The organism is Methylobacterium sp. Leaf94, from assembly GCF_001426045.1.
Taxonomy (GTDB): Bacteria; Pseudomonadota; Alphaproteobacteria; order Rhizobiales; family Beijerinckiaceae; genus Methylobacterium.
In genome coordinates this window covers 1-26648 of the sequence record NZ_LMRM01000005.1, presented here as the reverse complement: position 1 = coordinate 26648, position 26648 = coordinate 1, and the positions used below count along the sequence as shown (strand labels likewise).

25 protein-coding genes and 2 pseudogenes are annotated in these 26648 nt (G+C 67.6%); 20 read left to right on the top strand and 7 right to left on the bottom strand.

Features of this window, described 5'->3' with window-relative positions:
- The first annotated feature begins 76 nt into the window (after positions 1-76).
- From ASG63_RS24970 to ASG63_RS04235, 4 genes are all read left to right on the top strand, one after another.
- Positions 77-358: a hypothetical protein gene (locus ASG63_RS24970; RefSeq protein ID WP_156394064.1), complete on the top strand. Its 282-nt coding sequence runs from the start codon at positions 77-79 to the stop codon at positions 356-358.
- A gap of 70 nt (positions 359-428) precedes the next feature.
- Positions 429-3155 (top strand): DUF3987 domain-containing protein, encoded by a 2727-nt coding sequence (locus ASG63_RS04245; RefSeq protein ID WP_056212416.1) that lies wholly within the window; start codon positions 429-431, stop codon positions 3153-3155.
- Positions 3156-3414: 259 nt separating this feature from the next.
- A complete protein-coding gene (locus ASG63_RS04240; RefSeq protein ID WP_156394063.1) occupies positions 3415-4008 on the top strand; it encodes an HGGxSTG domain-containing protein in 594 nt (197 codons plus the stop codon).
- Positions 4005-4307, top strand: coding sequence for a hypothetical protein (locus ASG63_RS04235; RefSeq protein ID WP_056212410.1), 303 nt, complete (start codon positions 4005-4007; stop codon positions 4305-4307). Before ASG63_RS04240 ends, ASG63_RS04235 begins: the two co-directional genes overlap by 4 nt.
- A gap of 17 nt (positions 4308-4324) precedes the next feature.
- On the opposite strand, the gene ASG63_RS23960 is transcribed toward ASG63_RS04235, so the two are convergent.
- Complete coding sequence (locus ASG63_RS23960) at positions 4325-5023, bottom strand: helix-turn-helix domain-containing protein (RefSeq protein WP_244479812.1); 699 nt, start codon at positions 5021-5023, stop codon at positions 4325-4327.
- Between the two features lie 198 nt (positions 5024-5221).
- Between ASG63_RS23960 and ASG63_RS04230 the strand changes: the two genes are divergently transcribed.
- Positions 5222-5596, top strand: coding sequence for a hypothetical protein (locus ASG63_RS04230; protein ID WP_056212408.1), 375 nt, complete (start codon positions 5222-5224; stop codon positions 5594-5596).
- Between the two features lie 168 nt (positions 5597-5764).
- Positions 5765-6463 carry a recombinase family protein gene (locus ASG63_RS04225; protein WP_056212406.1) on the top strand — a complete coding sequence of 233 codons (699 nt, stop codon included), beginning with the start codon at positions 5765-5767 and terminating at the stop codon, positions 6461-6463.
- Positions 6464-6469: 6 nt separating this feature from the next.
- Here the strand turns inward: ASG63_RS04225 and ASG63_RS04220 are convergent, their stop codons facing one another.
- On the bottom strand, positions 6470-6739 hold the full coding sequence (locus tag ASG63_RS04220; protein WP_056212403.1) for a hypothetical protein: 270 nt from the start codon (positions 6737-6739) through the stop codon (positions 6470-6472).
- Between the two features lie 311 nt (positions 6740-7050).
- Here ASG63_RS04220 and ASG63_RS04215 point away from each other — a divergent pair, with 311 nt between their 5' ends.
- On the top strand, positions 7051-7605 hold the full coding sequence (locus tag ASG63_RS04215; protein ID WP_056212401.1) for a hypothetical protein: 555 nt from the start codon (positions 7051-7053) through the stop codon (positions 7603-7605).
- Entirely contained in the window at positions 7605-10814 is a 3210-nt protein-coding gene (locus ASG63_RS04210; protein WP_056212399.1) for a hypothetical protein, read from the top strand. The genes ASG63_RS04215 and ASG63_RS04210 overlap by 1 nt, the downstream gene beginning before the upstream one ends.
- A 564-nt stretch (positions 10815-11378) precedes the next feature.
- Here ASG63_RS04210 and ASG63_RS04205 read toward each other — a convergent pair.
- Positions 11379-11900: a MarR family winged helix-turn-helix transcriptional regulator gene (locus ASG63_RS04205; protein WP_056212398.1), complete on the bottom strand. Its 522-nt coding sequence runs from the start codon at positions 11898-11900 to the stop codon at positions 11379-11381.
- A gap of 140 nt (positions 11901-12040) precedes the next feature.
- On the opposite strand from ASG63_RS04205, the gene ASG63_RS04200 reads away from it, so the two are divergent.
- The 11 genes from ASG63_RS04200 to ASG63_RS04150 all read left to right on the top strand — a co-directional run bounded on the left by ASG63_RS04200 (position 12041) and on the right by ASG63_RS04150 (position 23794).
- Positions 12041-13315 carry an amidohydrolase/deacetylase family metallohydrolase gene (locus ASG63_RS04200; RefSeq protein ID WP_056212396.1) on the top strand — a complete coding sequence of 425 codons (1275 nt, stop codon included), beginning with the start codon at positions 12041-12043 and terminating at the stop codon, positions 13313-13315.
- Positions 13316-13323: 8 nt separating this feature from the next.
- The gene (locus tag ASG63_RS04195; RefSeq protein ID WP_244479811.1) at positions 13324-14244 is read left to right on the top strand and encodes an alpha/beta hydrolase; all 921 of its coding nucleotides are present in this window, start codon (positions 13324-13326) and stop codon (positions 14242-14244) included.
- A complete protein-coding gene (locus ASG63_RS04190) occupies positions 14241-16613 on the top strand; it encodes a xanthine dehydrogenase family protein molybdopterin-binding subunit (protein ID WP_056212394.1) in 2373 nt (790 codons plus the stop codon). The genes ASG63_RS04195 and ASG63_RS04190 overlap by 4 nt, the downstream gene beginning before the upstream one ends.
- The gene (locus ASG63_RS04185) at positions 16610-17503 is read left to right on the top strand and encodes an FAD binding domain-containing protein (protein WP_056212678.1); all 894 of its coding nucleotides are present in this window, start codon (positions 16610-16612) and stop codon (positions 17501-17503) included. Before ASG63_RS04190 ends, ASG63_RS04185 begins: the two co-directional genes overlap by 4 nt.
- On the top strand, positions 17500-18729 hold the full coding sequence (locus tag ASG63_RS04180) for a xanthine dehydrogenase family Fe-S subunit (protein ID WP_056212392.1): 1230 nt from the start codon (positions 17500-17502) through the stop codon (positions 18727-18729). The genes ASG63_RS04185 and ASG63_RS04180 overlap by 4 nt, the downstream gene beginning before the upstream one ends.
- 79 nt (positions 18730-18808) lie before the next feature.
- Complete coding sequence (locus ASG63_RS04175; RefSeq protein ID WP_056212390.1) at positions 18809-19966, top strand: ABC transporter substrate-binding protein; 1158 nt, start codon at positions 18809-18811, stop codon at positions 19964-19966.
- 75 nt (positions 19967-20041) lie between these two features.
- The gene (locus ASG63_RS04170) at positions 20042-20914 is read left to right on the top strand and encodes a branched-chain amino acid ABC transporter permease (protein WP_056212388.1); all 873 of its coding nucleotides are present in this window, start codon (positions 20042-20044) and stop codon (positions 20912-20914) included.
- Positions 20911-21963, top strand: a complete 1053-nt coding sequence (locus tag ASG63_RS04165; protein ID WP_056212386.1) for a branched-chain amino acid ABC transporter permease — start codon at positions 20911-20913, stop codon at positions 21961-21963. The genes ASG63_RS04170 and ASG63_RS04165 overlap by 4 nt, the downstream gene beginning before the upstream one ends.
- The gene (locus ASG63_RS04160; protein ID WP_056212384.1) at positions 21960-22775 is read left to right on the top strand and encodes an ABC transporter ATP-binding protein; all 816 of its coding nucleotides are present in this window, start codon (positions 21960-21962) and stop codon (positions 22773-22775) included. The genes ASG63_RS04165 and ASG63_RS04160 overlap by 4 nt, the downstream gene beginning before the upstream one ends.
- Positions 22768-23472 carry an ABC transporter ATP-binding protein gene (locus tag ASG63_RS04155; protein ID WP_056212382.1) on the top strand — a complete coding sequence of 235 codons (705 nt, stop codon included), beginning with the start codon at positions 22768-22770 and terminating at the stop codon, positions 23470-23472. The genes ASG63_RS04160 and ASG63_RS04155 overlap by 8 nt, the downstream gene beginning before the upstream one ends.
- Complete coding sequence (locus ASG63_RS04150) at positions 23444-23794, top strand: Rieske (2Fe-2S) protein (RefSeq protein ID WP_056212379.1); 351 nt, start codon at positions 23444-23446, stop codon at positions 23792-23794. Before ASG63_RS04155 ends, ASG63_RS04150 begins: the two co-directional genes overlap by 29 nt.
- Positions 23795-23890: 96 nt before the next feature.
- On the opposite strand, the pseudogene ASG63_RS26990 reads toward ASG63_RS04150, so the two are convergent.
- Positions 23891-24056, bottom strand: a pseudogene (locus tag ASG63_RS26990) (transposase); the annotation flags it as partial.
- A 1-nt stretch (position 24057) separates the two neighbouring features.
- Positions 24058-24945 (bottom strand): annotated as a pseudogene (locus ASG63_RS23955) (IS5 family transposase); the annotation flags it as partial.
- 159 nt (positions 24946-25104) lie between these two features.
- Between ASG63_RS23955 and ASG63_RS04135 the strand changes: the two are divergent.
- Positions 25105-25362: a hypothetical protein gene (locus ASG63_RS04135; RefSeq protein ID WP_443189774.1), complete on the top strand. Its 258-nt coding sequence runs from the start codon at positions 25105-25107 to the stop codon at positions 25360-25362.
- Positions 25363-25471: 109 nt separating this feature from the next.
- Here ASG63_RS04135 and ASG63_RS04130 read toward each other — a convergent pair whose 3' ends face one another.
- Both ASG63_RS04130 and ASG63_RS04125 read right to left on the bottom strand, forming a co-directional pair.
- Positions 25472-25684 (bottom strand): hypothetical protein, encoded by a 213-nt coding sequence (locus ASG63_RS04130; protein WP_056212376.1) that lies wholly within the window; start codon positions 25682-25684, stop codon positions 25472-25474.
- Positions 25685-25743: 59 nt separating this feature from the next.
- The gene (locus tag ASG63_RS04125) at positions 25744-26475 is read right to left on the bottom strand and encodes a NepR family anti-sigma factor (RefSeq protein WP_082559170.1); all 732 of its coding nucleotides are present in this window, start codon (positions 26473-26475) and stop codon (positions 25744-25746) included.
- Positions 26476-26648: the final 173 nt, after the last annotated feature.

The following is a 26648-nucleotide window of genomic DNA, read 5'->3' as shown; positions in this document are numbered from 1 at the left end:
CTCAGAGCATCTCGTATCGCGCGCGAAGCCTCGTCAGTCTGCCTGCTTCCATCCCGCCACGTCAGCAGGACCGCGCATGACCGCACTCCCGAACGAATTTGAACTCTGGCGCGAGCGCAATTCGCTCTCGGTCCGCGAGACCGCAGCCGTTTTTCGCCGGTCCACCTCGTGGGTCCGCGACCGCATCACCGATCGGAGCCTGGCAGTCCTTCACTCGCCTATCCGCAGCCCGACCGAAGTCACCGTCAGCAGCATCGCGGCTCTGCTCGATCGGCTCGGCCCTGAAAGAGTGCAGATCAGCCCACCGCGCCGTCGCGGCGCCTACCTGAGACTGATCGTCGACAACACAGCTTCATAAACAAAACGGCCAGAAACCCTCGCCACAAGGGTGCTCCTGGCCGTTCCGCATTAGTGTTCGAGGACGTCTTATGCTGGATATCGAAAACATATCGGCTTACGAGCCGCAGGACAATGGCTCGCCTGCGCAAACCAATGGAGGCGCGCTGATCGCCGATACCGGCGATATGCAATCGTTCATTCGTGTAGCGTTCGGTGGGATCGAAGCAGAGCGCGGCTACATCGCGCTCCGGTCGCTCCCCAATGACGGCACGAAGGGGAAGCCGGATATTTGCTGGCACACCTTCGGCCGGGGATTGATTCCGACTGCTGTCGGCCTCGCCACCGAGGCGGCCAACCGAACCGGCGACGATGCTGCGGTTTTCGCCCCGCCAGTGTGCGTGTTTGGTGACGCGACGTGGAAGGGTAGGCGCCGGGCCTACGAGGATAACGTCATCGCGTGCCGTGTCGTCTCGCTTGAACTCGATGAGCGGCCACGGGAGATGCTGAGTAAGGCGGCCGAGATCCTGGGGGAGCCGCCGACGCTCCTAGTGAGATCGGGCGGCGTGTGGTTCGGCCCTGGAGGTCCGGAGGACAAGCTGCACGCTTACTGGCGACTGGCGAAGGTCGCTACGACACCAGAGGATCTTGCCCGGCTTAAAGCTGTGCGGCGCGGGCTAACGCGCCTTTGCGGTGGCGATGGCACCGCCCCGCCCTTGTCGCACCCGATGCGCTGGCCGGGGTCGTGGCATACGAAGGCCGCGCCGAGACGGTGCGCCGTGATCGACGAGACCCCGACCGAGATCAGTCTTGAGGCCGCGGGCGCACGGATCGCCGCGGCGGCGGAGGCCGCCGGCCTCGACCTGGACCACATCGGGCGCCCGCGGCGGCCTCGGGGCGAAGGCTTCAAGACCAAGCATCCTCTAGGGGCGGCAGAGCTGGCCGCATTGGCGGCGGCAATTCCCAACCCCGCCGATCTGCCGTGGGACAGGTGGAACCACATCGGCATGACGTTCTGGGATTCCTCGCACGGGTCGGCCGAAGGGCAGGAAGCGTTCGACACCTGGAGTGCGAAGAACGAAGCGAAGTACGACCCCGACAGCGTGGCCGAGCGATGGGCGCACTGGTTCACATCGCCACCGGACAACCTGTCTACCGGTTCGCTCGTTCGTCTGGCGCAGTCGAGCGTTCCTGGCTTCGCACTGCCCTTCAACCTTGAACGATGGTTCGATGAATCCGCCGCGGCGGTTTCGATCACTGCAGGAGATGAGGCGCTTGCGGGTGCTCCCGCGGGCGAAGCGGCGTCCTCGGTATTCGACGACGTCGAACCGATCGACATCTTCGGCGATGCGGATCCTTCCGAGCTCGATACTCCGCCGGACGGGGCAATCCCTCCCATCATTGGCCCATGGGCACGCGACGAAGCTCGACGAAAGGGCGTTCCGCTTTCCCTGCCCGTAATGGCGGCGCTGAGCGTCATCGGCGCGGCGATCGGGTGTTCGCTGAAGATCCGATCGCGTCTTCACGACAAGCGCGAGGAACCCGCGGCCCTATGGGTCACCATCGTTGCGGATCCGGGGAGCGTGAAGTCCCCTGTTATCTCGGCCGCCCTCGATCCCCTCAGAAAGTTGGATCGCGAAAACTACCTGCGCGATAAGCCGCTTCACGATGCTTGGGCTGCGAAGAAGCGGCCTCGGGGCGCAGTCGTCACTGACCCGGAACCCAAGATCCGGCGCTGCGTGGTGGATGACGCCACCGTCGAACAGCAGATACGCATACACACGGATAACCCGCGAGGCATCATGCGCGCGCCGGACGAGCTCGTGGGGCTGCTCGGCTCGCTTGGAGCCTACAAAAAGGGCGCCCAGGTCGACCGAAGCATGATGCTCCGCATGTTCGACGGCGAAGCAATCATGGTGGATCGCGTCGGCGGCGGGAACAGGTATGCAGCCTCCGGCCTGATGGGGATCCTGGCGGGGACGCAACCCGATGTCCTGCGCGAGCTGACCCGAGATCTCGGGACGGACGGGCTTCTGCAGCGCGCCATCTTCATCCTTTACGATGGCCGCCGCCGGCCGGAGCTGGATGTGCCGCCGGATCACGCTGCAGCCGGAGCGTATGCGCGAGCGGTGCGCGTGCTGGGAGCGTCAGAGGCGGGGTCCGGTGTCGTGGAACTCTCACCGGACGCCTACGCCGTGTTGACCCGAGCGGAGGCTGATTTTCGAGCGATGTCCGATCTGCCGGGGGTCTCGAAGGCGTGGCAGGGGCACATAGCCAAATGGGGCAAGCTCTTGCCACGCCTCACGCTGATCTGTCACGCGCTCCGGCACGCAGACGAGTTCGACGGATTGCTGCCCGGGGTGAAAGTCGACAAGGCGACGGCCGAGCAGGCGGTGCTGCTAGGACGTTTTGTCCTCCGACACAGCCTGCGCTTCTACGAGGATTATTTCGACGCCCGCGCCGAGACGAGCGAAGCGCGGAAGATCGCGGGCTACATCCTGACTAAGCCGGACAAATCCCGGCTGAGCCATCGCGATCTCTACGAGGCTCGGAAGGAGCTGCGCGGTGCCGATAGAGCCAAGATCCGGCTCCGCGTCGAGATCATGGGCGAGCTGGAACGCGCCGGCTGGTGCGCTGTGGCGGAGCGGGGGCCGGACGGTCCGGTAGTCTGGCTCATCAATCCGAAAATCCGAACCCGCTTCCAGGATCGCGCAGCGCGTGAGGTCCAGGACCGCAACAGTGCTCGGGAGAAGATCATCGAAGCGGGCAAGGCGCGAAAGAGAATGAACACCGACACGCTGTCGGACGGGGAGGCATAATGGCCTGCGTGACATACAAAAGGTCTGGTGAGACGTTTGCTACGGGGGGCGATTGCGGAAATTGCGGCTTGCGTGTGCGCGAACTTATATATGGTTTTCCTCTCTCTTTTAATTATCTCCTTGTTCCCCCGGCTATCCGAGTGGGTTCAAAAGTATCTCATACGCACACAAGCCGCAGTTTCCGCAACTCAACCGCTAGCATCGATGCTGGAAGGCCGACGATCCAGCCGCTTCGGGGCCTAACTGAAGGGGCCGCAACGTGAAGCGCGGCTTTGGAACAAACGAGCCGGCATCCGCACGGCAGATTGCGTGGCGACGCTCCACCCGCTTCAAAGCGATGGGCCGGGCCGCCTGCATCCAGTTCAACCAGGCGCGCCAAGCCGCACCGAAATGCGGGGCAAGAAAGAAGTCCGACGGGGAGCCGTGTCAGAATCCGGCCATGGCCAACGGACGCTGTAGGCTGCACGGCGGGCGCGTGCCCTCGGGTAAAGCCTGGCACGTCGTCCAACTCCCGCCGGTCGACACGCCAAAGTTCGATCGTAAGCTGACCGCCGTTCAGAAGCGCGCCCGCGCGCTGGCGAAGCGTCTCGCCGCCATGACCCCCGAGCAACGGGAGCGCTACGACCGGTGGCAGCGCACCCATAAGCCGGGATCGGCTGGCGCGCGGTCGGCGGCTCGTTACCGGGCGGCGCAGGACAACGCCATCGCCGAGATCCTGGCGCGGCCGGAGGCGCCGGGCGCCAACGCCGCAAAGATCGCCGAGGTCGAGGGGTTCGTCGCACGGCTGAAGCGAGAGCAGGCCGCAGCGGCGATCCAAATCGCAGTGACATACAGCGAAGGGATATTCGGATGAGCCAGCACACGCATGAGATGACGCCGGCACAAGTGCGCCGGCACCTTCGGGAACGGATGGAAACGGAAGGGGCGCTCCTCGCCTACGAAACCGCCGTCGCAATCTGTCGCGACACGCGGGCGCCGGCGACCGCGAAGGCCTCTGCCCTCAAGGCGCTGCTGTACGTCGGCGGCTACGACGGCAAGCCTGCGCCCGATCGCGACAAGCCGATTTCCGCGATGACGCTGCAGGAGACGGAAGCGTTGATCGCCCGGCTGAAGGGCGAGGAGCCTGCCTTGTCGGATGACGTTTTCGGGTAGGTGCTCAGCACCTGCCTTCAGGACGTTCCCGGCTTCTCTCGAGCCTTTGCAGCTCGGCGAAGCACGGCTCGCTGCCTTTTCTTCCTTTGGTCCTGGCGAAAGGTTTCCCGGCGAGCCTTTTCCTCATCTGTCAGCGGCGTACGCTTGATGGGGCCGGCGATCTTTCTCAGCAGCAAGATCCGCCGAGCACGAGCCGCCGCGTCTATGCCGGCTTGCTCCTCGGGTGAAGGGTAAGGTCTCGCGGTCGGTTCTTCATCTTGCAGTTTGAATTTTGCGGATCTGCGCATGAATTCGTCCAAATCGTCGACATGGATGAGGACTGGCCTACCCGGTATGTATTTCAGCTTGCCGGCGAGTCTAAGGCGTTTGACGTTTCGTGCGGAGCACCGCAAGTGATCCGCCGCTTCTTCTTGCGTTAGAAGATGGTTGCCACGCTCTGGCTGTCGTTTATCGCCGCTTCGATCTGTTTTATCTTCAGCTAATAAAACTAGAATATTGATAATTTGCCTATGAGAGATCGGCTGATCTATGCGCACCCGGCCTAAGGTCTTGCTCCGTCCGATTGGAAAGTATGTCGGTTTCGACGGAGTTCTATCCGAAGGCCATTCCCATTCCACTTCGCATTGGTCTTTTATGGGTTTTATTTTGAGCATAGACAATGTCCAATGTTGTACAGTATGTCGATTGACAAAATGAACACCCGATGCAGGTTTCATTTTGATTCATTGTCGGATATACGATCTTAAGGTGCTTGAAAACACTTGAACACATAAACGAACCCAGCGGGTCCGGGGTCTCCACGCGAATGTCCAAGGCGAAAGCCTAAAGGCGTGCGAGGGCCGACGTGTCCGGTTTTTCAAGCTCCGGATCTGCAGCAGCCGCGTGAAAACGGCTTCGATGGGACACGTCCAACCATGTCGCACTTAAGCATCGTGCCGCCTCCGGCGGCGCAGTCGAACACGCTCGACCTTTTCAGGCACCCCCTCGCGGCGGGCGGGTTGCACCCGGGCTATATGGTCCCCTGCTTCCCTGTGGTTGACGGGCAGGAGCTGTGTTTGAACGCCTCGATTGAGGTGCTCATTCACCAGGACCAGCTCACGGCGTTCACGGACGAGGCCAACGCCTTCGGGGAAGCCGTCGGCCTCTCACACCCCGTGTGTGATGTCGCCACCGACCAAGGCGGCGGCGCGTGGCGCCTTGTCGAGATCGTCGGCCCTCGCGCGCTCATCCTGGAGCTGATGCAGGTGGCGCAGCGCCACGGATGCAAGCGCGTGCTGTTCCCGGGCTAGTGCCCGCCAACCTCGAACGACCCGAGGGGCGCCCTGACTGGCGCCCCTTTCGCGTTCCGGGTCGGCCTCGTGTGAGAGGCCGGAAAACGGCGCCGGACAGAGAGAAACTGATTGGGTAACATTTTAAAACGGTCGTATGAGATTGTTATAGACGAGATCGAGACGCCCATGACTGGCACGAACCACCCCGAACTGCCCCTGACCAAGCCGGTCGTCGCCTACGTCCGCGTCTCGACGGATCGGCAAGGCAAGTCGGGCCTAGGGCTCGACGCGCAACGGGCGGCCCTGGCGGCCTTCGTCGTGGCCCACGGCTTCGAGATCGTGGAGGAGTTCACGGACGTTGCCTCGGGCAAGGGAGAGGACGCCCTAGAGCGCCGGCCGCAGCTTGCTAAGGCGCTGGCCCGGGCGAAGAAGCTGAAGTGCCCTGTCGTGGTCGCCAAGCTCGACCGCCTGTCCCGCGATGTGGCCTTCATCGCCGGCCTCATGGCGCAGCGGGTCCCCTTCATCGTGGCCGAGCTCGGCGCCGATGCCGACCCCTTCATGCTCCACATCTACGCCGCCCTGGCCGAAAAGGAGCGCGCCTTGATCTCGGCCCGCACCCGGGCCGCGCTGGCGCCGATGGTTGGCCGCGGCGTGCTCGGAAACCGGACGAACCTTGCCGAGGCATCAGCCAAGGGCCGCGAGACCCTGACTGCCAAGGCCGACGACTTCGCCGCGAACGTCCTCCCGGTCATCCGGGAGATGCAAGCCCGGGGCTCTTCTATGCGGGCCGTGGCGACCGAGCTGAACGACCGCAACGTCAAGACGGCGCGCGGCGGCACGTGGACCGCCGTTCAGGTTTCCCGGATCCTCGACCGGGCAGCGTGAGAGGGCCTAGCCCGCCCGGAGGGCGATGACGTTCGATCCGGGCTCGCTGTGACCCACGAAGCGCCGTGACGGCTTCGGCGGGATCGGAGACATCACCGCAGCCGGGACGGGCCGTAGCGCCTCCTCAAGCTCAATTGCAGTTAGCCGCGCATCCTCCAGCACCCCAGCGAGGCGCACGGCCAGCGCGGGCGTGAGTTCGACCTGGCGGATCGTCTCGGCGACCGTATCGAGGGTGGAGCGAAGGACAAGGGCGCGCATGTCGGCCGGAAGGCACATGGGGTCGATCTCCTGTGGCGAGCCGCCATTGTGCGCCCGCCGACACGCTGGACCAATGGCGCGGCATCGCCTTGCTAACCCGGTGGCCGCTAGTCGGACCCCACCCCTGGGTACCAGTCACAACGGCGTTCCGGGAGCCGCGTCAGACGGCCGAAGAAAAATGCCGCAGCTGAAAAACTCGGCTCCCCAGGCACACAATTGTCATAGTGGCCGCCATGCGCGCGAATTCCAGCGCATAGGTGCCGCCTATTATCGCGCACGCGGCGCCCATACGGTTTGGCATCAACTTCCGGATGAAAGCCCGATCGCCAATGGCCAACTCTGCGACAGACGCTCTCTTCCAGGAAGGCCCGGACGATCCGGACTTCGACGAGCCGGCGCCGCCCTCCCGTGTGGAGGAAGAGCTCGACTACAAAATCTTCGATCTCCGCAAGCACCTGATGCAGATCGCGGGCGGCGATGACCCGCAGTGGGCACTCGATCACGTCCTCCGATGCCTCCGGTCCCACGCACTTGATCGCAAGGGCCTGCGGCCGTCGGGAGATGACCGGGATGAGTTGCTCGGCGTCATGACGCACGCGCTGGCCGGTGCGATCGAGCATCTGCCGGCGAGCTACGACCGGGGCAAAATCCGGCTCGGCATGAACGCGGCCCGCGGTCTGATCATCTACTGGGCAGAGCCGGACGGGGTACGCGCGCAGCGGCATCCGCATGTCCTCCCCGATCTTCTCGCCTACGCCGCGCTGCTGCGGAACGATGCGCGCAGCATGACGCTGGTCGGAGAGATCCGGGAACGCGCCGACCTTCGCCGAAGAGACTTGCTGGCGGGGCTTCACGAAGCATTCGGCAACGAAGGAGCGGCGTAATGGAACCGAGCACCCGACCCGCGATCGATCCGGCGCTCAATCGGCTCCTCGTCGACAGGATCATGGGACGGCCGGCATCCGTGCCAGCCCCGGCCGGTTCCGCCGATCCCTGGGACGCCTTTCCCGACGCTCCTGAGGCCCCAGCAAAGGCTGTCGACCCCTTCGCCGAATTCCCCGATGCGCCGCAGGCTGCAGGGGCGCAAAAGCCCGCCCGCGTCATCAGCTTTGAAGGCCGCCGGATCAGCGTTCCGGGCGATGCGACCGACGACGAGATCAGGGAGATCTTGAACACGCCCGCTCCGCCGGCCTCAAGGATCATCGAGGTCGACGCGCCGGACGGGAGCATTGTCGAGTTCCCGGCCGGCACGTCCGACGATGTCATGTCGAAGGCGATGCGGGCGAAGTTCGGCGGTCCCTCGGGAGACACCCGTGCCCCCGCGGCACCGGCCGAGACCGGCGGCTTCCTGTCGACGATCGGCGGAATGGCGAAGGCCGGCGCGCAGGGCGCGGTGCAGGGCCTGAACATGCTGGCCGACGCACCGGTCCAGGCGGTGAATCAAGCACCACGACTCCTCAATATTAACGGCGGGCTCATCAATCGGATCATGGGTCGCGAGGTCGTGCCGACCTTCGGGCCGATCAGCGACAACCCGCTTCTGCCCTCCGATATTATCCAGGCCGGCCCGCGCGCGGCCGGCGCCCGCGAGTACCAGCCGCAAGGCCTCGTCGAGCGCATCGTCAACCGCGTCGGCCAGGAAGTCGGCGCATCGGCCGTTCCTGCGGCCGGCGCGCTCGTTGCCGGTAGCCGTCTCGGCGTTCATGGCGCCCGGGCGCTGGCAACGAGCGAGAACCCGCTTGCAGCGCTGGCGTACGGCCCGGTGGAGGCCGCGGCCGCGAACCCGTCCGGCATGCTGGCGCGCGAGGCCCTTGGCGCTGGTGCTGCCGGGACCGGAGCCGGCATCGCCAACGAGGCCGCGCGCGCCGTCACCGGTGACGACGTCAATCCGATCTCGGATCTCGCCGGTTCGGCCGCCGGCGTCAGCGCCCTCGCCATTGCCAAGCCGATCCTCGGCGCCGTCGGTTCGCTTGCCTCGGCCGCGCGCGGCTCCACTCGTTTCGCCGACGATGTCGCCCGCGAGGCCGTCGCCCACGAGATCATCGCCAACTCGGGCCATGCGCAGGCGCAGGTGGCCGGTGGCATCGACCGCGGCGCCATCGATGCGCAGCCGCTGGCCGACCAGCTCCGGCGGACCTCCGCAGCGGAATCGACCGTTCCGGGATACCGGTCGGACATCGCGGATCGCTCCGGCGACCCCGGGCTGGCGGCTTACGTGTTCGGCCATACGGCGGCCAATCCCGGCCTCGACACGGTCCGGCGCGCCGCGAACCAGCAAGCCATCGGCGACCGCATGGCCGAGCTCGCGCCGACGGGCTCGTCGGGCCAGTTCCGGGCCGACCTGCAGAGCGGCGTCGACCGACGGGTCGCGGCGGTCGAGAGCCAAGCCGAGATCGCGCAACGCACCCTCGACGACCACGCGCAGCGCCTGACGGCCTCCATGACGGGTGAAGCCCGCGGCGCCGACATTCGGGCCGCTCTGGCGCGTGCGGCCGACGAGGCACGCGCCGGCGTGCGCCAGGCCTACGAGCCGATCAACCGGGCGACGACGAGCGTCGACGTGGCACCGCTGGCCGAGCGATTCAGCGGCATCGACGAGGGCTTGAGCGTGGCCGAGCGCCAACGCTTCCGCCCGGCCGAGGCCGGCATCCCGGATCGGCTCATCGGGCCGGCTGAAGCCGCCGGGCCGGTCGATACCGGCATCCTCGATGCGTCCGGACGGCCGATCACCCGCGAGCCGGCGCCGGGCAACAGTCGGCAGCCGCTCCGAGAGGTGACGGGACTGCGCTCGGCCCTGACGGACGACGCACGGGCCGCCCGTACGGCCAACCGGCCGGCCGAGGCCCGCATCATCGATCAGCACGTGACGGCGCTCGACGAGTACCTCGACCAAGCCGTTCCGGAGGGCCTGCGGGGCCAGTACGATGCGGCACGCGCGGCCCGGCGGGACTTCGCCGACCGGTTCGAGCGTCCGCAGAACGCGGTCGCGCAGGTGCTCGGCGAACGCCAGGGCGTCTACGATGTGCCCGACAGCGGCGTCGCGCCCCGGTTCGCGCAGTCCGAGGAAGGCCGGCTCTTCGATCTGCGCCAGCTCATGAGCGAGGCCGGCGGTGATGCCCGGGTGCGCCCGGCCCTGCGCGATCAGTTCCTGGCGAACATCCGCGACCGCGGCTTGCTCGACCGGCCGGACCAGCTCGGCGCCTATCTGGATCGGCACGCGACCTTGCTCGAACAACTCCCCGGCCTGCGCGACGAACTCACGGCCGGCGGTCAGGCCAGCCGCGCTTCGGCGGAAGCCAGGACCACGGCCGATGCGTCCCTGCGCGATCTCACGACGCCCGGGCGTTCGCCCGAGGCCGCCTATCTCCGCTACGACGAGGCCGGGACGGTTCGCTCGATGCGCACGGTGCTCGGCGCGGCCAAGCCCGCGGAAGCGGCGGAGCGGCTCCTGGCGACGGCCGGCACGAACCCGGAGCACGCCCGGGCGGCGTTCTGGGAGGCACTGAAGGACCGAGCCACGGTCGACGGCGGGGTGAACCAGCCGAAGCAGATCAGTGGGCGGCGGGGCAACGACTTCCTGAACGACCCGCAGACAAAGGCGGTGGCCGAGGTGCTGTATCGCGACAAGCCGGAGCAGCTCCGGGACATCACGGACGTGTTCGATGCGTTGGCCGGCGCGAACAGCGCCACGCGCGCCCGGCGGCCCGGCTCCTCGGGGACGGCGCAGGGCATGCGGGCCGGCTATGACGCCGCCCTGTCGGCTGCTTCGATCTCCAGCCGTCTGCGCAGTGTCCACCGCGGCCAGCTCTCGCCGACGATTGCGGGCATCGATCTCCTGGCGACGTACCTGCGCAGGAAATCGGCGCAAATCCAGGCCGGCTCGATCTCGCGGCTACGCGACGAGGTCGTCCAGAACCCCGAGCTCGCGGCCCGACTCTTGGAGGACTACAACCCGGCGACCTACTCGGCCAAGCGCCGGGAGCTGCAGACCGCCTTCGGTGCGCGTGCCACCACGGCTATCCGGTTGTTCGACGAGGCCCACGACGAACAGGAGCGGCCGGAGGCGGCGGCCGTGCGCCGCGGAGCGCGATAGGCCGTCGCTATCCTAAGGGGCGGGGCCTACGTGGGGGCGTTCTGTTATGCCCTCCTGGCGCGTAGATCCCGGACGCTCCCCAGAACAAAACCGATGAGCACGGCGCCAAGCACACTCCCGACGAACATGCTCAGATTGTGCGCAACGTACTCGTTGCTGGTCCATGGATAGAAAAGTTTCCCTCTCCATTCGGTGATGAGGTCAGCTAAGGAGACCAGGAAGCCAATTGCAGCACCGAAGAGCGCCCAACGCCACTTTGCTTTATCCATCGACAGAGCACTCCCTTCCTTTACTTGCCGAAAACCATAGGCGATATAATCTATATCTCCAGTGGTAGTCTGCGGATACCCTGTTTTGAGACAAGCATCGACGCGATGCTGCGCTCGCTCATTTAGGCCCCCAGAGCTTTGTCCGCCCGATGACACACGCGCTGCATCTCCCCGCGCGCGGAGCGCGATCAAGGGGTGGTGCGATGTCCGTCTCGCTCAAGGCCGCGGGGGACTCATTTGATTTAAAAATGCTGCGGTTTCTAAATGGTTGTCTTTCGTAACAAGCGGTGCTGAATTAGATCACCGCACCTTCGCCGCCCTGCCGCTGCTGATGGGCTGTGGTGATCTTCTTCATCAGCCGGATCAGGGTCTCCCGCTCGTGACTCGTGAGGGGCTCTAGGGTCGCGTCGTGCGCCTGACGCGCGGCCTCTTCCATGCGCTCGAGCAAATCGCGCCCCGCCTGGGTCGGGCGACAGCACTGGGCGCGCCGGTCAGTTGGGGACGCCGTCCGTTCGATGAAGCCGCGGGCTTCGAGGCGTTTCAGAGCCCCGGTCGTCGTCGTTCGGTCCAAGGCGACCGAATTGGCCAAGGTCGTCTGATCGGCTTCGCCCCGCTCTGCCAGCAGAGAGAGCAGACTATACTGCAGCGGAGTGACGCGGAATGCGCCACAACGCTCGGAAAAGAGGCTGACGTGGATCTGATGCAGCCGCCGCATCAGAAAACCCGGTCGCTCCGGCAGGGGCCAGGGTCGCCCCCGCTCCTGAACGCACTCCGGCGATATTGCCGTCCCGGCCTCGACCGGCCCGATCTCGTCCATCCGAGTCCTGTGCCTCCCCGCGCGATCCGCATCCCGGTCGGCTCCTGGCACATACCATGCTTGAAGCAGATACGAAGCATGCTTCGCATCTGCCCGTCCAGGCGATGCGCAGGCCGATGCGAGACGCTGGAGGACGCCGAATGGACGATGGACGCTACGACATGCTGCTGCGCGGCGGCCGGGTGATCTGCCCGGCCTCGGGCATCGACGGCCTCAAGGACGTCGCCATCCGTGACGGGCGGATCGCCGCGGTTGCGGACAGCATCATTCCCTCTGCAGCCACCGAGGTAGTCAACGTGGCGGGTAAGCTGGTCCTGCCGGGCCTGATCGACACGCATGGGCACGTCTACCAGTACGTGACCGGCCGGTTCGGCCTGCCGCCGGACATGGTCGGCGTGCGCTCTGGCGTGACCACGGTGATCGACCAGGGCGGCGCGTCCTGCATGACCCTGCCGGGTTTCCGCCACTTCATTGCCGAGCCAGCCGAGACTCGGATCTACGCCTTCCTGTCGGCCTATCTAGTCGGCGGTCTCGAAGGACATTTCTATCCCAATCTCTATAGCCCGGACGGCGTCGACATCGACGCCACGGTGAAGTCGGCGGTGGAGAACCGCGATCTGGTGCGCGGCATCAAGGGGCATGCTGAGATCGGAGGGTTCGCCCGCTGGGGCATCAAGGTCATGGAGATGGCAGCCGAGATCAGCCGCCGCGCCGACCTGCCGCTCTACGTGCATTTCGGCCAACTCTGGGGCCTGCCCGAGAGCGGCGCCAACGGCGAGGACGCCAACACGATCATGGAGCGGGTGATCCCGCTGCTGCGCCCCGGGGACTACCTCGCGCACCCGTTCACCCGCCATCCCGGCGGTTTCATCAACGAAGAGGGCGTGGTCCACCCGATCATCCGGGCCGCGATGGACGCCGGCCTGCGGGTTGATGTCGGGCATGGCAGCCACTTCTCCTACCGGGTTGCTCGCGCCTCCCTGCCGGCGGGCGTCGTGCCCTACACCCTCGGGGCGGACATGCACGGCTACAACACCGAGGTGCCGCAGCCGGCGGGGACGCCCGACGAGCACCACGACGACGAGAACCACCCCTTCCTCGGCCAAGCCCGCTTCAGCCTGACCCAGGCCATGAGCTCGATGATGGCACTCGGGCTCAGCCTCGAACAGGTCGTGCCGATGGTGACGCAGCACCCGGCCGAAATGCTGGGCCTCTCCGATCGCATCGGCGCCCTGACCCCGGGCTTCGCCGCCGACGTCTCGGTGCTGCACGATCATCGCGGTCGCTTCCTCCTGCGCGACAACGAGGACACGCAGGTGATCGCCGAGCGCCTGCTGCAGCCGGCCTTCTGCCTGCGCGCCGGCAAGCGCTTCGACGCCAATTCGCCGATCCTGCCCCAGGCCATCGCGGCCTGACCCCGGGGATGCAGGTACACGACCGCAGGGAGGCCGACAGCATGGGCGACTACCAGACGGAGATCCCGCTGCCGTCCGACCCCCGGCACGACTGGGCGCGCCTCGACCGGGCCGCTCGCGACGCCGCCTACGACAACAACGGCGCGGTGCCCGATGCCGCCGCCCAGGCGGCCGCGCGCAACGCGGCCTCCGCGGCCTACCGGTCGGCGCATCCCGCGGCGCTCGACATTCCGTATGCGCCGGCGCCGCGCACGGCCTTCGACCTCTACCCGGCCGCCGACCCGGCCGCGCCGTGCCTCGTCTTCATCCATGGCGGCTACTGGCAGCGCAATTCCCGGGATCTCTTCGCCTGCCTCGCCGAGGGACCCGCCGCGGTCGGCTGGTCCGTGGCGATGCCGGGCCACACCCTCGCCCCCGAGGCGAGCCTGACCCGGATCGTCGCAGAGATCGGCCTGGCCCTCGACTGGCTGGCGGAGCACGGACCGGCGCAGGGCATTGCCGGTCACCTGGTGCTCGCCGGGTGGTCGGCCGGCGCCCATCTCGCCGCGATGCAGCTGCATCACCCCGCCGTGGCGGCGGGGTTGGCCATCTCGGGCGTCTACGAGCTCGGACCGATCCGCGACACCGGCCTGAACGAGGCCATCCGCCTCAACGACGCGGAGGTCGCCGGTCTCTCGCCCCTGCGCCGGCCGGTCGTGGCCAAGCCCCTGGCCATCGCCTACGGGACCGCCGAACGCCCGGCTCTGGTCCACGATGCCCGCCACTTCCACGCCCTGCGCAGCGCCCACCACGCGCCGGGGGCCCTGCTGCCCGTGGCCGGTGCCGAACATTTCTCGATCCTGAACGAATTGCGCCGCCCCGGCGGCGCCCTGGTCCGTGCCGCCTTAGACCTCGTCGCGGGCCTGTCCGACGGAGGTCCGTCCGCATGACCGATGCAAGCCCGCTTACCGAGGGCGTCGGTGCCCGCCTACCTCGCAAAGAGGACGATCGCCTTATGCGCGGGCGCGGACAGTATGTCGGCGACCTGCGCCTACCCGGCCTACAGGACGTCGCCTTCGTGCGCAGCCCCCTCGCGCATGCCCGCATCCGGGCCATCCAGGTTCCGGAGGCCTATCGCGGACAGGTCTTCACCGCGGCCGACCTCGCGGACGTGCAGCCGATCCGGGCGGTCTCGGGGCTCGCTGGCTTCAAGGTCTCCGAGCAACCGGTTCTGGCGAAGGACAAGGTGCGCCAGGTCGGCGAACTCCTGGCGATCTGCCTCGCCCCGACCCGGGCCGAGGCCGAGGACATCGCCGCGGCCGTCGTCCTCGACCTCGAGGAGCTGCCGGCGGTCCACGACATGCAGGCAGCCCGCGAGCCGGGGTCCGCCCTGGTCCACGAGCACTGGGGCGACAACGTCTTCCTGGAGACTTTCGTCGACGTGAATTTCGCGGCCGCCCTCGACGCGCCGATCCGGGTCTCGCGGACCCTCTCCACGGGCCGCCAGTGCATGGCGCCGATCGAGGGGCGGGGCACGGTGGTGCATCTCGACCACCGCCTCGACCAGCTTGTGGTCCACACGGCGAGCCAGATGCCGCACATCGTGCGCAACGGCCTGTCCGAATGTCTCGGGATCGAGCAGGGACGCCTGCGCATCGTCTCGCCCGACGTCGGCGGCGGCTTCGGCTACAAGGCCATCCTGCTCGCCGAGGACGTCTGCCTCTCCTGGCTAGCGCTCAGGGTCGGCCATCCGGTCCGCTGGCTCGAGGACCGGCGCGAGCACCTCACCGCCAACGCCAATTGCCGCGAGCACCACTACCGCATCACGGCCTATGCCGAGCGTGACGGCACCCTGCGGGGTATCGATTGCGAGGCCACTGTCGATTCCGGCGCCTACTCGGCCTACCCCTTCTCGGCCTGCCTGGAGGCCGCGCAGGTGGCGAGCATCCTGCCCGGCCCCTACGACTTCCCGTCCTATCGTTGCCGGACCTGGTCGGTGGCCACCAACAAGTGCCCGATCCTGCCCTATCGCGGGGTCGCTCGAACCGGCGTCTGTTTCGCGATGGAGCTGATCCTCGATGCGTTAGCGGCCGAGGCCGGCCTGGAGCCCTGGGTGATCCGCGAGAAAAACCTCGTGCGCGCCGACCAGATGCCCTTCGACAACATCACGGCAAAGCATTTCGACAGCGGCGATTACCCGGAGGCACTCCGGCGCGCCCTCGCGGCCATCGACGTCGAGGCCGTGCGGACGCGGCAGCGGACGCCCGAGCCTGACGGACGCCGGATCGGCCTCGGGCTGTCGATCTACTGTGAGCAGGCGGCGCACGGCACGTCAGTCTATTCCGGCTGGGGCATCCCCATGGTGCCCGGCCACGAGCAGGCCGGAGCCCGCCTGACGCCCGACGGGGGCCTCGAACTCAGGATCGGAGCGCATTCTCACGGCCAGGGGCTGGAGACCACCCTAGCCCAGGTGGCGCACGAGATCCTCGGGGTGCCGGTGGCACGGACGCGGGTCGTTCACGGCGACACCGCGATGACGCCCTACTCCACCGGCTCCTGGGGCTCGCGCGTGATGGTGATGGCGGGCGGCGCCGTCGCGGCGGCCTGCCGCGAACTCGCCGACCGCGCCCTGCGCATAGGCGCGCACCTGCTCCAGGCCGACCCGGCGGCCTGCCGCTTCGAGGCTGGCCGCGTCGTCGGTCCCTCGGGTGACATCGGTCTCGCGCAGATCGCGCACACCTGGTACCGGCGCCCGCAGGATCTCGCCCGCGACGTCGATGCCGGCGGGCTCGAAGTCACCGCCGGCTATAAGCCCCAGCGCGATTCCGGCACCTTCTCGTACGCGGCCCACGCGGCCGTCGTCGCGGTGGATCCCGATCTCGGTGCGGTGGAGATCCTCGACTACGTCATCGTCGAGGACGGCGGCACTCTGGTGAACCCGCTCGTGGTCGACGGCCAGATCTATGGCGGCCTTGCGCAGGGGATCGGCACGGCCCTCTACGAGGAGATGCGCTTCGATGCCCGCGGGCAGCCCCTCGCCTCGACCTTCGCAGATTACCTCCTGCCGGGTCCCGCCGAGGTGCCCGAGCCGCGCATCGACCACATGACGACGCCCTCGCCCTACACGCAGTTCGGCGTGAAGGGCATCGGCGAGGGCGGGGCGATCGCACCGCCGGCGGCCCTGGCCAACGCGATCAACGACGCCCTGCGCCCCCTCGGCGCGACGATGCTGCATGCGCCGGTGACCCAGCATCGCATCGTCGAGGCCGTGCTGGAGGCCCGCGCAGCCGCCCTCGCATGCCCCCGGGAGGCCGCATGAAATCCGCCCGCTTCGCCTACGAGCGCCCCGGCGACCTCGCCGCCCTGCTGGCGCGGCTGGCCGAGGCCGGAGACGGCGTGAAGCTGATGGCCGGGGGCCAGTCCCTCGGCCCGATGCTCAACCTGCGTCTGGCCGAGCCCGATTGCGTCCTCGACATCACGGGCGTCCCCGAGCTGCGCCGCGCGGCGATAGAGGGCGACACCCTGGTGCTCGGCGCCTGCATCACCCACGCGGACATTGAGGACGGGCGCGTTCCGGACCTCACCGGTGGGGCCATGGCCCGCGTGGCGACGGCCATCGCTTACCGGCCGGTGCGCAATCGGGGCACGATCGGGGGCTCCCTGGTCCATGCCGACCCCGCCGCCGACTGGGTCAGCGCGCTGGTCGCCCTTGGCGCCGAGGTCGAGCTGGCCACCGCATCCGGACGGCGGCGCTTGACCGTTGAACGCTTCGTCACCGGCGCCCTCGACGTAGCCCTGACGCCCGGCGAGATGCTGGTGGCGGTGCGGATCCCCGCCCTCAGGCCCGGCGCCGCCTGGGGTTACGCCAAGCACTGTTCCAAGATCGGCGAGTTCGCCCACGCCATCGGCGCCGTGCGGATCGAGCCCGATGCGGGGCGCGCCCGGGTGGTAATCGGCGCCATCGAGCGCGCGCCCCTGCTGGTGCCGGACCCGCGCGACCTGTTCGGCGGCCGCATCGACCGGGATTTTGGCGAGCGCTTCGACGCCGGCGCCGCCGAGGCTGTCCTGCGGCAGGCCGGCATGACGGACGCGGTGGCACGCCACGTCCACGTCACCGTGCTGGGTCGCGCCGTCGCCCAAGCTGCAGCCCCGCTCCCTTCCACCGCCCTGCCACCGTCCCCCACCCGTACCGTCAGCGAGGCCGCATGAGCACCGCATCGGCCGCGCTTCGCGACGACAGCCTGCCCCTCGACCTCACAGTGAACGGCCGGGCCCGGAGCCTGCGCGCCGAGCCGCGCACGCATCTCGGTGACGTCCTGCGCGACGCCCTCGATCTCACCGGCACGCATCTCGGCTGCGAGCACGGGGTCTGTGGCGCCTGCACAGTGCTCCTCGACGGCGAGCCGGCCCGCGCCTGCCTCACCTTCTCGGGTGCCTGCGCCGGCGCCGAGATCGTCACCATCGAGGGGCTCGACGACGATCCGGTCGCAGGCGAGTTGCGCGCCGCCTTCAACCGCGAGCACGCCCTGCAGTGCGGCTACTGCACGCCCGGCATGCTTATCGCCGCCCGCGATCTCGTCCTGCGCCTGCCGGAGGCCGACGAGCGCCGGATCCGGGCCGGCCTCTCCGGCAACCTCTGCCGCTGCACCGGCTATGTCGGCATCGTCCGGGCCGTGCACAGCGTCATCGCCGAGCGCCGGGCCCGGGGCATCGCGCCGGAGACCGGTGCGCACCGCCCCCTCGGACCTATCGGAGCCCGCCCCGGCACGTCGGTCGCGGCGGCCCGAACCCCGCTGCCCCGCGCCGCGGCGAGCCCTCCGGTGATGGCTATGCTGCCGACTGCGGATCTCGGGGCAGATTTCGTGCCCGCTCACCGGTTCGAACAGTCGTTTCGGGTGGCGCATTCGCCCGAGATCGTCTTCGCCGCGTTCGGCGACGTGGAGGCCGTGGCCGACTGCCTGCCCGGGGCGGTGCTGACGGGTCCACCGAGCCCGGAGGCCGTCGAGGGCGCCCTACAGGTGCGGATCGGCCCCATCGCGGCGCAATTCCGCGGGCGGGCCCGCATCAGCCGGGACGAAGAGACCCGGTCAGGGCGCATCGTCGGCGCGGGCAGCGATGCCGGCGGCCGGTCCGCCACCCAGGGCGAGATCCGCTACCGGGTCATGGCGGGTGAGGAAACCGGCACGGCCCGAGTCGATCTCGCCATCGGCTACACCCTAAAGGGACCGCTGGCGCAGTTCGGCCGGCCCGGGCTCGTACGCGATCTCGCCGGACGGCTCTGTGCGGACTTCACTCGGAACCTCGAGGCCCGGCTCTCAGGCGCCCCGGCTCCAAAGACGACCGGCCTGAACCCACTGCACCTCCTGCTCTCCACCCTCCTGGCGCCGTTGCGGCGGCGCCTCGCCGCCCTCCTGGCGCCGCTGCGGCGCCCCTGAGCGCCCCTCCATCCACGCCAGACAGCCTTCGCCACACCGCCTTCGCCTTCCCATCCGCCCACCGAGACCGGAGCCCACCATGACGCGCAGCAGCCTCACGAGACTCCCCGCCCTCACGCTCGCGCTCAGCCTCTCGGCGGGATTTGCCCAGGCCCAGGCGATCCGGATCGGCGTCAACGAGCCCCTGACCGGCCCGTTCGCGGCCTCCGGCACGTACGTGGTCAACGGCGCGAAGATCGCCGCGGACGAGATTAACGCCAAGGGCGGCGTTCTGGGCCGGACGCTCGAACTCGTCATCGAGGACAACAAGAGCAACCCCACCGAAGCCGCGGCGGTGGCCGAGAAGCTGATCACCAGCGACAAGACGCCGGTGCTGATGGGCGCCTGGGGATCTAGCCTCACCCTGGCGGTGATGCCCAAGCTCGCCGATTACGAGACCGCGATGCTGGTCGAGACTTCGTCCTCCGGCAAGATCACCACTTCGGGCAATCCGTTCGTCTTCCGCATCTCGCCGCCCTCGGCGCTAGAGGCCGAGGCCTTCGCGCCCCTGGTGGAGAAGATCGGCCTGAAGAAGGTCGACTTCCTCGCTATCAACAACGACTGGGGCCGAGGGGCGGCCGCCGATTTCACCAAGATGCTCAAGGGCAAGGGCGTCAGCGTCGGCCTCATGGAGACCATGGATCAGGGCGCGCAGGACATGAGCGCCCAGCTCTCCAAGCTCAAGGGGTCGGACGCCGACACCATCATGATCACCGCCGCCGTCGATCAGCTCACACTGCTGTTCAAGCAGATGGCGGCCCTCGGCCTGAAGAAGCGGGTCATCACCACCGGCGGCTCGCAGAACCCCGACCAGATAATCGCCCAGGCGGGGGCTGCGGCCGATGGGACGATGCACCTGACCACCTTCCTGCCCTGGTACCCCGAGAAGACCCCGAACCCGTCGGCGACGGCCTACTTTATCGGCGAGTGGAAGAAGCGCGGCTTCGAGTTCGCTGGCGTCACCGAGAGCTTCCGCGGCTACGACGGTATCCGCGCCATCGCGGCGGCCATCGAGAAGGGTGGCGCCGCCGACGCCGCCGCGATCCGCAAGGGCTTCTGGTCGGTGGACTTCACCGGCCTCAACGGTCCGATCCGCTTCGCGAAGGCCGGCCCGTCCGGATCCGAGAGCGGCCAGAGCAAGCCGGACGTCTACCTTGTGAAGATCGACGCCGGCAAAGTCGTCGTCCCCGAGCTCTAAGGCCGGCCGCTCCCTTGCCCGGCCGCCCGCCTCCGGGGGGCGGCCGGGCTCCCGTCCGCTCCGGCGAGGGCCCTCATGAACGAATTTCTGCAGCACCTCCTCAACACCCTGATCCTGGGCGGCACCTATGCCCTCCTGGGCATCGGCCTGACCTTGATCTTTGGCATCATGAACGTGGTGAACTTCACCCACGGGGCACTCTACACGGTGGGCGCCTACGTCATGTACCTGGCGGTGACGGCCCTGGGTCTCAACTTCTTCGCGGCCCTGCCGACGGCGATCCTCGGTGGCCTCCTCCTCGGGGCGGTCCTCGACCTAGCCCTGCTGCGCCCACTGCGCGGCGCGGACATGGACACCACCATGCTGGTCATGATCGGGGCCGGCATCGTCCTACAATCGGGCACGCTCTGGCTCTTCGGCGGCGTCGCCAAGTCGATCCCGACGCCGTTCCCCGACGCGCCGCTCCAACTCGGCCCCGTATCGGTGTCCTGGCTGCGCCTGTTCGTGCTCGGAGCGGCCCTTGTGCTGATCAGCCTGACCTACTGGCTGATCAACCGCACCCGGCTCGGGCTCGCCATGCGGGCCACCTTTCAGGATAACGACACCGCCGCCCTGATGGGCGTCAACGTGCGGCTGATCTACACCGCGACCTTCGCCATGGGTTCGAGCCTCGCAGCGGCGGCCGGGGCCCTGCTCGGCCCGGTCTACGTCGTGTTCCCGCAGATGGGCGGCATGGCTGAGTTAAAGGCGTTCGCCATCGTAATTCTGGGCGGCCTCGGTAACGTCACCGGCGCCGCCATCGGCGGCTTCATCCTGGCGCTCGCCGAGGAACTGGGTGCCGGCTACATTTCCTCGGGCTACCGGGACGCCATGGGCTTCCTGATCATCATTGCGGTGCTGATCTTCAAGCCGACCGGCCTGTTCGCCAAGGCGGAGCGCATCGGATGACCCGGCCTTCCAGGACGCGCCACCTCCCCGCCCTCGCCCTCCTAGCGGCGCTCGCCGCCCTGCCTTTCGCGCTCGGCCACGACCCGTACCTTCTCAATGCGCTGATCACGACGGGCATCGTCACCGTCGCGGCCATGAGCCTGAACCTGCTCCTCGGCTTCACCGGGCAGCTCAGCCTCGGCCACATCGCCTTCTTCGGCATCGGCGCCTACGTCAGCGCCCTAACCAGCCTCGGCTTCGACGTCGAGCTCTTCGGCGGCTTGCGCGTCGTGCACGAGCCGTGGCCGCCAGCCGTCGGATTCGGTCTCGCCGTGCTGGCGACTGCCGCCTGCGGTTACCTCGTCGGACGCCTCTCCTTCCGGGTGCGCGGCGCCTACTTCGTGATCGTGACGATCTCCTTTGCTGAGGTGGTGCGCCTCGTCGCACTCAACTGGGTGGAGCTGACGCAGGGTCCCCTGGCCCTCACAGGGATCCCGCCCCTCGGCCTCTGGCTTCCCGGCCTCGGCACGACGGTCCTGCGCACGAAGCTGCAGAACTTCTACCTCGTCCTCGCTGTTGGCACGCTCTGCTACGTCCTCATCGCGCGCCTCGTGGCCTCGCGCTTCGGCCGGGCCATGCGGGGCCTGAAGGAGAACGAGTCCCTCGCCCTCTCGGTCGGCATCAACGCCACCCGCACGCTGACCCTTGCGGCGGTGATCTCAGCAGCGATGGCAGGGGCGGCGGGCAGCCTCTACGCCCACTACCTGCGCATCATCGATCCCGACGTGTTCCTGTTTTCTACCACGGTGACGATGGTCATCATGGTGGTGGGCGGCGGCAAGGGCACGCTGCTCGGCCCCGTCGTCGGCGGCCTGATCTTCGGCCTGCTCCCCGTCGCCCTGCGCCCGGTCATGGTGCCGGAAGCGCAGTGGATGGTGTTTGGTCTCGTGCTGATCGGGATCCAGTTCGTCATGCCGAGGGGCATCGTTCCGGGCCTCGTCCGTCTCGTCGCACGCCGCCGTCCCGCGGCGGCGTCCTCCAGCCCTGTCCCTGCGGAGGTCCGGCCGTGAGCGAACGCGCAGTCCCCATCCTCTCCGTTGACCATGTCGGCGTGCGTTTCGGCGGCTTGGTCGCCATCGCGGACCTGCATTTCGACGTCCATCCCGGAGAGATCGTCAGCCTGATCGGCCCGAACGGCGCCGGCAAGACCACGGCCTTCAACGTGATGACCGGATTCCTGAAGCCCAGCCAGGGACAGGTCCGCTTCCGCGGCACCAGCCTGCACGGCTTGCAGCCCCACGAGATCGTCCGGCTGGGCCTGAGCCGGACGTTCCAGCGAACCAGCGTGTTTCCCGATGACACGGTGTTCGACAACGTGATGATCGGCCTCCACCGCCGCAGCCGCGCGCGCCTCGTCGACACGCTGCTCGGGCGGGATCGCGCCAGTGAGGCGGCCCTGCGCGACCGTGCCCGCGAACTCCTCGATTGGGTCGGCCTCTCCGGCCGGGCCCAAGAGAAGGCCGGGGCCCTGGCCTACGGTGAGCAGCGCCTCGTCGGGGTCGCGCTAGCGCTCGCGACCGAGCCCGCCATGCTCCTCCTCGACGAGCCGGTCTCGGGCATGAACGCCTCCGAGACGCAGGTTTTCGTCCGCCTGATCCGCGCGATCCGCGACCGGGGCGTCACCCTGGTGCTGGTCGAGCACGATATGCCGATGGTGATGGAGGTCTCCGACCGCATCGTGGTGCTGAATTATGGCCGCCTCATCGCGGAGGGGCCACCAGCGGTGATTAGGTCCGATCCCGCCGTGATCGAGGCCTATCTCGGCCAGGGCAGTGCCGCCCGCGCGGCTGCGCAATCCGTCCGGGAGGCGGCTAATGCTTGAGATCCGCGACCTCGTCTGCGGCTATGGCACGGTGACCGCCCTGAAAGGCCTTTCGCTTAGGGTCGAGGAGGGCCAACTCGTGGCCCTGGTCGGGGCCAACGGCGCCGGCAAGTCGACGACGCTCCGGGCTGTCTCGGGCCTGATCCCGGCGCGCGCGGGCAGCATCCACTTCGCCGGCCGGGACATCACCGGCACCGATCCGCGCAAGGTGCTGGCCCATGGCATTGCCCATTGCCCCGAGGGACGCCGCGTCTTCCCGCAGATGAGCGTCGCCGAGAACCTCGCTATGGGCGCCTACCTGCGGCGCGACCCTGCCGGGGTCTCCGCCGATCTGGCACGGATCTACAGCGAGTTCCCGCGCCTCGCCGAGCGCCGGCATCAGGCGGCCGGCACCCTCTCGGGCGGCGAGCAGCAGATGCTGGCGATTGGGCGCGCACTGATGTCCCGCCCGCGACTGGTCCTGTTCGACGAGCCCTCCCTCGGCCTCGCGCCCAACATCGTCGAGCGCATGTTCGCCGTCATCCGGGCGATCTGCGACACCGGCACCACGGTCCTCCTAGTGGAGCAGAACGCGTTCGCCGCCCTCGAGCTCTGCGACTATGCCTACCTCCTGGAGACCGGCCGCATCGTCCTTTCGGGGCCGGGCGCGACGCTGATCGCAGACCCCCATGTGCGCCAAGCCTATCTTGGAGGTTGAGGCGGGAACCTGGGTCCGGGCCTGCCGGATCGAGGCGCTGGCGGACCGTGCGATCCTCCCCGTCTGCGTGGCGGGCCTCCATCTCGTGCTCGTCCAGGACGGGGGCCGAATCTTCGCCGCCGAGCGGGCTTGTCCGCACGAGGGAGCGGACCTGGCCCTGGGGCGCTGCGCCGCCGGGCGCCTGTTCTGTCCCCGGCACCTGGCCTGGTTCACCCTGCCGGGCGGGGCTGTCTCACCGGGATGGTACTTTCGGGACCTGCGCACCTATCCGGTCCGCATCGAGGGGTCCACGATCGTAGTCCGCATCAACGGAGGCCTTTAACGCTTCGAGACGACCAGCAGCGGGGCAAAATCTCCGCCGTTTTCGTTTCAGGAACGCTGTAGAGGTCAGGCAGGCGCTTTGGCTGGCTAGGGTCTGTCATCGCTTGAGCCAATCGAGGGCCGCGGCAAGACAGAGGACGCCCATGAAGCTGACGGTCGTCTTCTCGTAGCGTGTGGCGATGGCGCGCCACTCCTTGAGCCTGGCCCAGAGGCGCTCGACCTGGTTGCGGTTGTTGTAGATCCAGTCCGGGCAGGCGACGGGTNACCGCCGCGCAGATCCGGGCGATCGCTTGAGCCAATCGAGGGCCGCGGCAAGACAGAGGACGCCCATGAGGCTGACGGTCGTCTTCTCGTAGCGTGTGGCGATGGCGCGCCACTCCTTGAGCCTGGCCCAGAGGCGCTCGACCTGGTTGCGGTTGTTGTAGATCCAGTCCGGGCAGGCGACGGGTGCTTCGTGGCGCTGAGGCGGGATCGCGGGCYGCGCGCCSATGTCCCAGATGTGCTCACGAAAGGCGTGGCTGGTGTAGCCCCGGTCCCCGACGACCCACTTGGGCACACCCGGAAGCTGGTCGAGCAGCGGAACCGCATGGGGCAGTTCATGGGCCTRACCGGGCGCCAGCCGGAAGGCGATGGCGCGACCCCGTCCATCCGCGATCACGCAAGCCTTGGTGCCATAGCCGCCACGTGAGCRGCCAAGAGCTTCACGAGCATCTCGCTCGGGCCCAGATCCCCCCTTTTGGCAGCTCCCGCCGCCTTTTGGTGCGCTCGCATGTTCGTGCCGTCCAGGAACACCATCCCGAGTTGGACGCCCCGCTCCTGCACGAGGCCAAGCAGTCGCTCCCAGACGCCGGCACGGTGGTGCGCTCGCATGTTCGTGCCGTCCAGGAACACCATCCCGAGTTGGACGCCCCGCTCCTGCACGAGGCCAAGCAGTCGCTCCCAGACGCCGGCACGCGACCAGCGGATGAAGATCTGCGCAGCGCGCCACCAGGGACCCAGATCCTCCGGAATAGCCCGCCACTTGGCCCCGCTCTGATGCCGCCAGAGAATGGCTGAGAGCGTGCGCCGAAGATCCTGTGGGGGCGTCTTGGCCTTGGGCCGGCAGGCCTCCACCAGGGGCTCCAGTTCAGACCACTGCGCGTCGCTCAGCATCATCCCTCCTGCATCAGAGAGACGAAAACGAAAGCCAAACCAATCCGTTCAGGCGACGACAGACCCTAGTCTCCGTTGCCGTGTTTACCCAACGAGATCAACGCAACGGTTCAGCTTTCCCCTACGTTCTTACCCTTGTCCCGGATTGGCTGGGTTTCCTTGGAGCAGATCATGTTGGTACGTTTTGGGCTAGGCTTTGTGGTCGTGGCCGCCGCAGCGAGCGCGGCCTTGGCTGCCCCGATGTCGGATGATGATAAGGCAGCTCTCCAACAGCAGTGTGCTGGCGACTTCACGACCTTCTGCGCTGGCCTACCGCCTGAGGACGGTCCTGAGACGCAGGCATGTTTTCAGAAGAACATGTCTAAGCTGTCGCCAGGATGTCAGAACGCGATCCAGGCTTACAAGAAGAAGGGCTGACGCCGTAGACGGTACTGTCTGCTACACTCTACAGGCTGGCTCCATTTTCTGCCCCCAGAGCCTTCGAGCCGGCGGCGGCCGAGAACGTCCCCAATGCGCACTCGGCCGCCTACCTGTAATTGAGTAGGTCTGAACCAGCCGCTCGAACAACGGGAGCCCCGAAGGCTGTCATCAGCTCCCGCAGGAACTCCACCTCGGCCTCGGTCTCGGACAAGGTCATGAACCCTGTCCGCGCATGCAGCACTCGCGCGCCGACGAGCACAAGAAGATCGAAGCGTCCATCCGACTGATCGACGATGCTGTAGGTGACCTGCTGAGCCATAGGGCTCCCTACGCAGACCTCACACCAAAGGTTGCGAGGAGGCTGTGCGCAGCTGCCCCTCAGGCAGGAGTACGGTCATCGGACGCCTTGAGGGTGTCTGACAGAAATGCCCGTGCTCGGCTGACCCGGCTCTTCATGGTACCCGTCTGTGTACCCAGAAGAGCGGCAGCCGCTTCGTAGGTCATGCCCTGGCCGGCCACGAGCAGCAGGGCCTCACGTTGCGCCGGGGGCAGCTTAGCGAGGACGGCCCAGACCTTCTGCAGCTCAATGCCATGCTCCTGGGACGGCAGTACAATGAGCTGTGCAGCCGCAGCGCCATCGGCATCCTCGACCTCCCGCTTGGCCTTGCGGCACTCGGTGTAGAACTGGTTGCGCATGATGGTGCAGAGCCAAGCCATCAGGTTGCTGCCTGGCTCGAACCGATCCTGGCTCTTCCATGCCTTTAGCAGCGTTTCTTGCACGAGATCGTCGGCGCGGGTGGGGTTCACGACGAGCGACATCGCAAAGCCACGCAGGCCGGGCAAGGCAGCGAGCAGCTCCTGTCGAAACACCGATGCCGCCTGAGAGCCCTGACGGCCGAGTGCGACATCGAGCTGGGCGATCAGATCCAGAAGCCGCTGCGGCTGATCCTCTGTCGTGAGAGAGCCGTAGACGGCCTGAAGCTGTCGTCCGAGATGATCGCGCACAAGCTCGGGGAGAAAAGGGCTCACTACTGCGGCGTTCAGCTCGCCGTGAGAGGCTTCATGCGAGCCGCCGCCCGTTATCCGCTTCTGTTGGTTTTCCGTGCTCATACCGCCCCGCTTCTCTCCTTTGCGGGCTAACGGGCTCGGGAGCTTTAAGAAATTGCAGGTGGGAGTAAATGATACCAATCCTCACTGATCAGAACGCATGGGCCCATCGGCGCAGTCCGATGGACATGAGGCGCCAGGGTTGGGCGATGATCTTGTTCCAGGCATCGCAGCAG

What these genes read in the sequence shown, in the direction of transcription:
- ASG63_RS24970 (WP_156394064.1), top strand. Translation starts at nt 77, where the DNA reads ATGACCGCACTCCCGAACGAATTTGAACTCTGGCGCGAGCGCAATTCG.
- ASG63_RS04245 (WP_056212416.1), top strand. Translation starts at nt 429, where the DNA reads ATGCTGGATATCGAAAACATATCGGCTTACGAGCCGCAGGACAATGGC.
- ASG63_RS04235 (WP_056212410.1), top strand. Translation starts at nt 4,005, where the DNA reads ATGAGCCAGCACACGCATGAGATGACGCCGGCACAAGTGCGCCGGCAC.
- ASG63_RS23960 (WP_244479812.1), bottom strand. Translation starts at nt 5,023, where the DNA reads ATGAAACCTGCATCGGGTGTTCATTTTGTCAATCGACATACTGTACAA.
- ASG63_RS04230 (WP_056212408.1), top strand. Translation starts at nt 5,222, where the DNA reads ATGTCGCACTTAAGCATCGTGCCGCCTCCGGCGGCGCAGTCGAACACG.
- ASG63_RS04225 (WP_056212406.1), top strand. Translation starts at nt 5,765, where the DNA reads ATGACTGGCACGAACCACCCCGAACTGCCCCTGACCAAGCCGGTCGTC.
- ASG63_RS04220 (WP_056212403.1), bottom strand. Translation starts at nt 6,739, where the DNA reads ATGTGCCTTCCGGCCGACATGCGCGCCCTTGTCCTTCGCTCCACCCTC.
- ASG63_RS04215 (WP_056212401.1), top strand. Translation starts at nt 7,051, where the DNA reads ATGGCCAACTCTGCGACAGACGCTCTCTTCCAGGAAGGCCCGGACGAT.
- ASG63_RS04210 (WP_056212399.1), top strand. Translation starts at nt 7,605, where the DNA reads ATGGAACCGAGCACCCGACCCGCGATCGATCCGGCGCTCAATCGGCTC.
- ASG63_RS04205 (WP_056212398.1), bottom strand. Translation starts at nt 11,900, where the DNA reads ATGGACGAGATCGGGCCGGTCGAGGCCGGGACGGCAATATCGCCGGAG.
- ASG63_RS04200 (WP_056212396.1), top strand. Translation starts at nt 12,041, where the DNA reads ATGGACGATGGACGCTACGACATGCTGCTGCGCGGCGGCCGGGTGATC.
- ASG63_RS04195 (WP_244479811.1), top strand. Translation starts at nt 13,324, where the DNA reads ATGCAGGTACACGACCGCAGGGAGGCCGACAGCATGGGCGACTACCAG.
- ASG63_RS04190 (WP_056212394.1), top strand. Translation starts at nt 14,241, where the DNA reads ATGACCGATGCAAGCCCGCTTACCGAGGGCGTCGGTGCCCGCCTACCT.
- ASG63_RS04185 (WP_056212678.1), top strand. Translation starts at nt 16,610, where the DNA reads ATGAAATCCGCCCGCTTCGCCTACGAGCGCCCCGGCGACCTCGCCGCC.
- ASG63_RS04180 (WP_056212392.1), top strand. Translation starts at nt 17,500, where the DNA reads ATGAGCACCGCATCGGCCGCGCTTCGCGACGACAGCCTGCCCCTCGAC.
- ASG63_RS04175 (WP_056212390.1), top strand. Translation starts at nt 18,809, where the DNA reads ATGACGCGCAGCAGCCTCACGAGACTCCCCGCCCTCACGCTCGCGCTC.
- ASG63_RS04170 (WP_056212388.1), top strand. Translation starts at nt 20,042, where the DNA reads ATGAACGAATTTCTGCAGCACCTCCTCAACACCCTGATCCTGGGCGGC.
- ASG63_RS04165 (WP_056212386.1), top strand. Translation starts at nt 20,911, where the DNA reads ATGACCCGGCCTTCCAGGACGCGCCACCTCCCCGCCCTCGCCCTCCTA.
- ASG63_RS04155 (WP_056212382.1), top strand. Translation starts at nt 22,768, where the DNA reads ATGCTTGAGATCCGCGACCTCGTCTGCGGCTATGGCACGGTGACCGCC.
- ASG63_RS04150 (WP_056212379.1), top strand. Translation starts at nt 23,444, where the DNA reads ATGTGCGCCAAGCCTATCTTGGAGGTTGAGGCGGGAACCTGGGTCCGG.
- ASG63_RS04130 (WP_056212376.1), bottom strand. Translation starts at nt 25,684, where the DNA reads ATGGCTCAGCAGGTCACCTACAGCATCGTCGATCAGTCGGATGGACGC.
- ASG63_RS04125 (WP_082559170.1), bottom strand. Translation starts at nt 26,475, where the DNA reads ATGAGCACGGAAAACCAACAGAAGCGGATAACGGGCGGCGGCTCGCAT.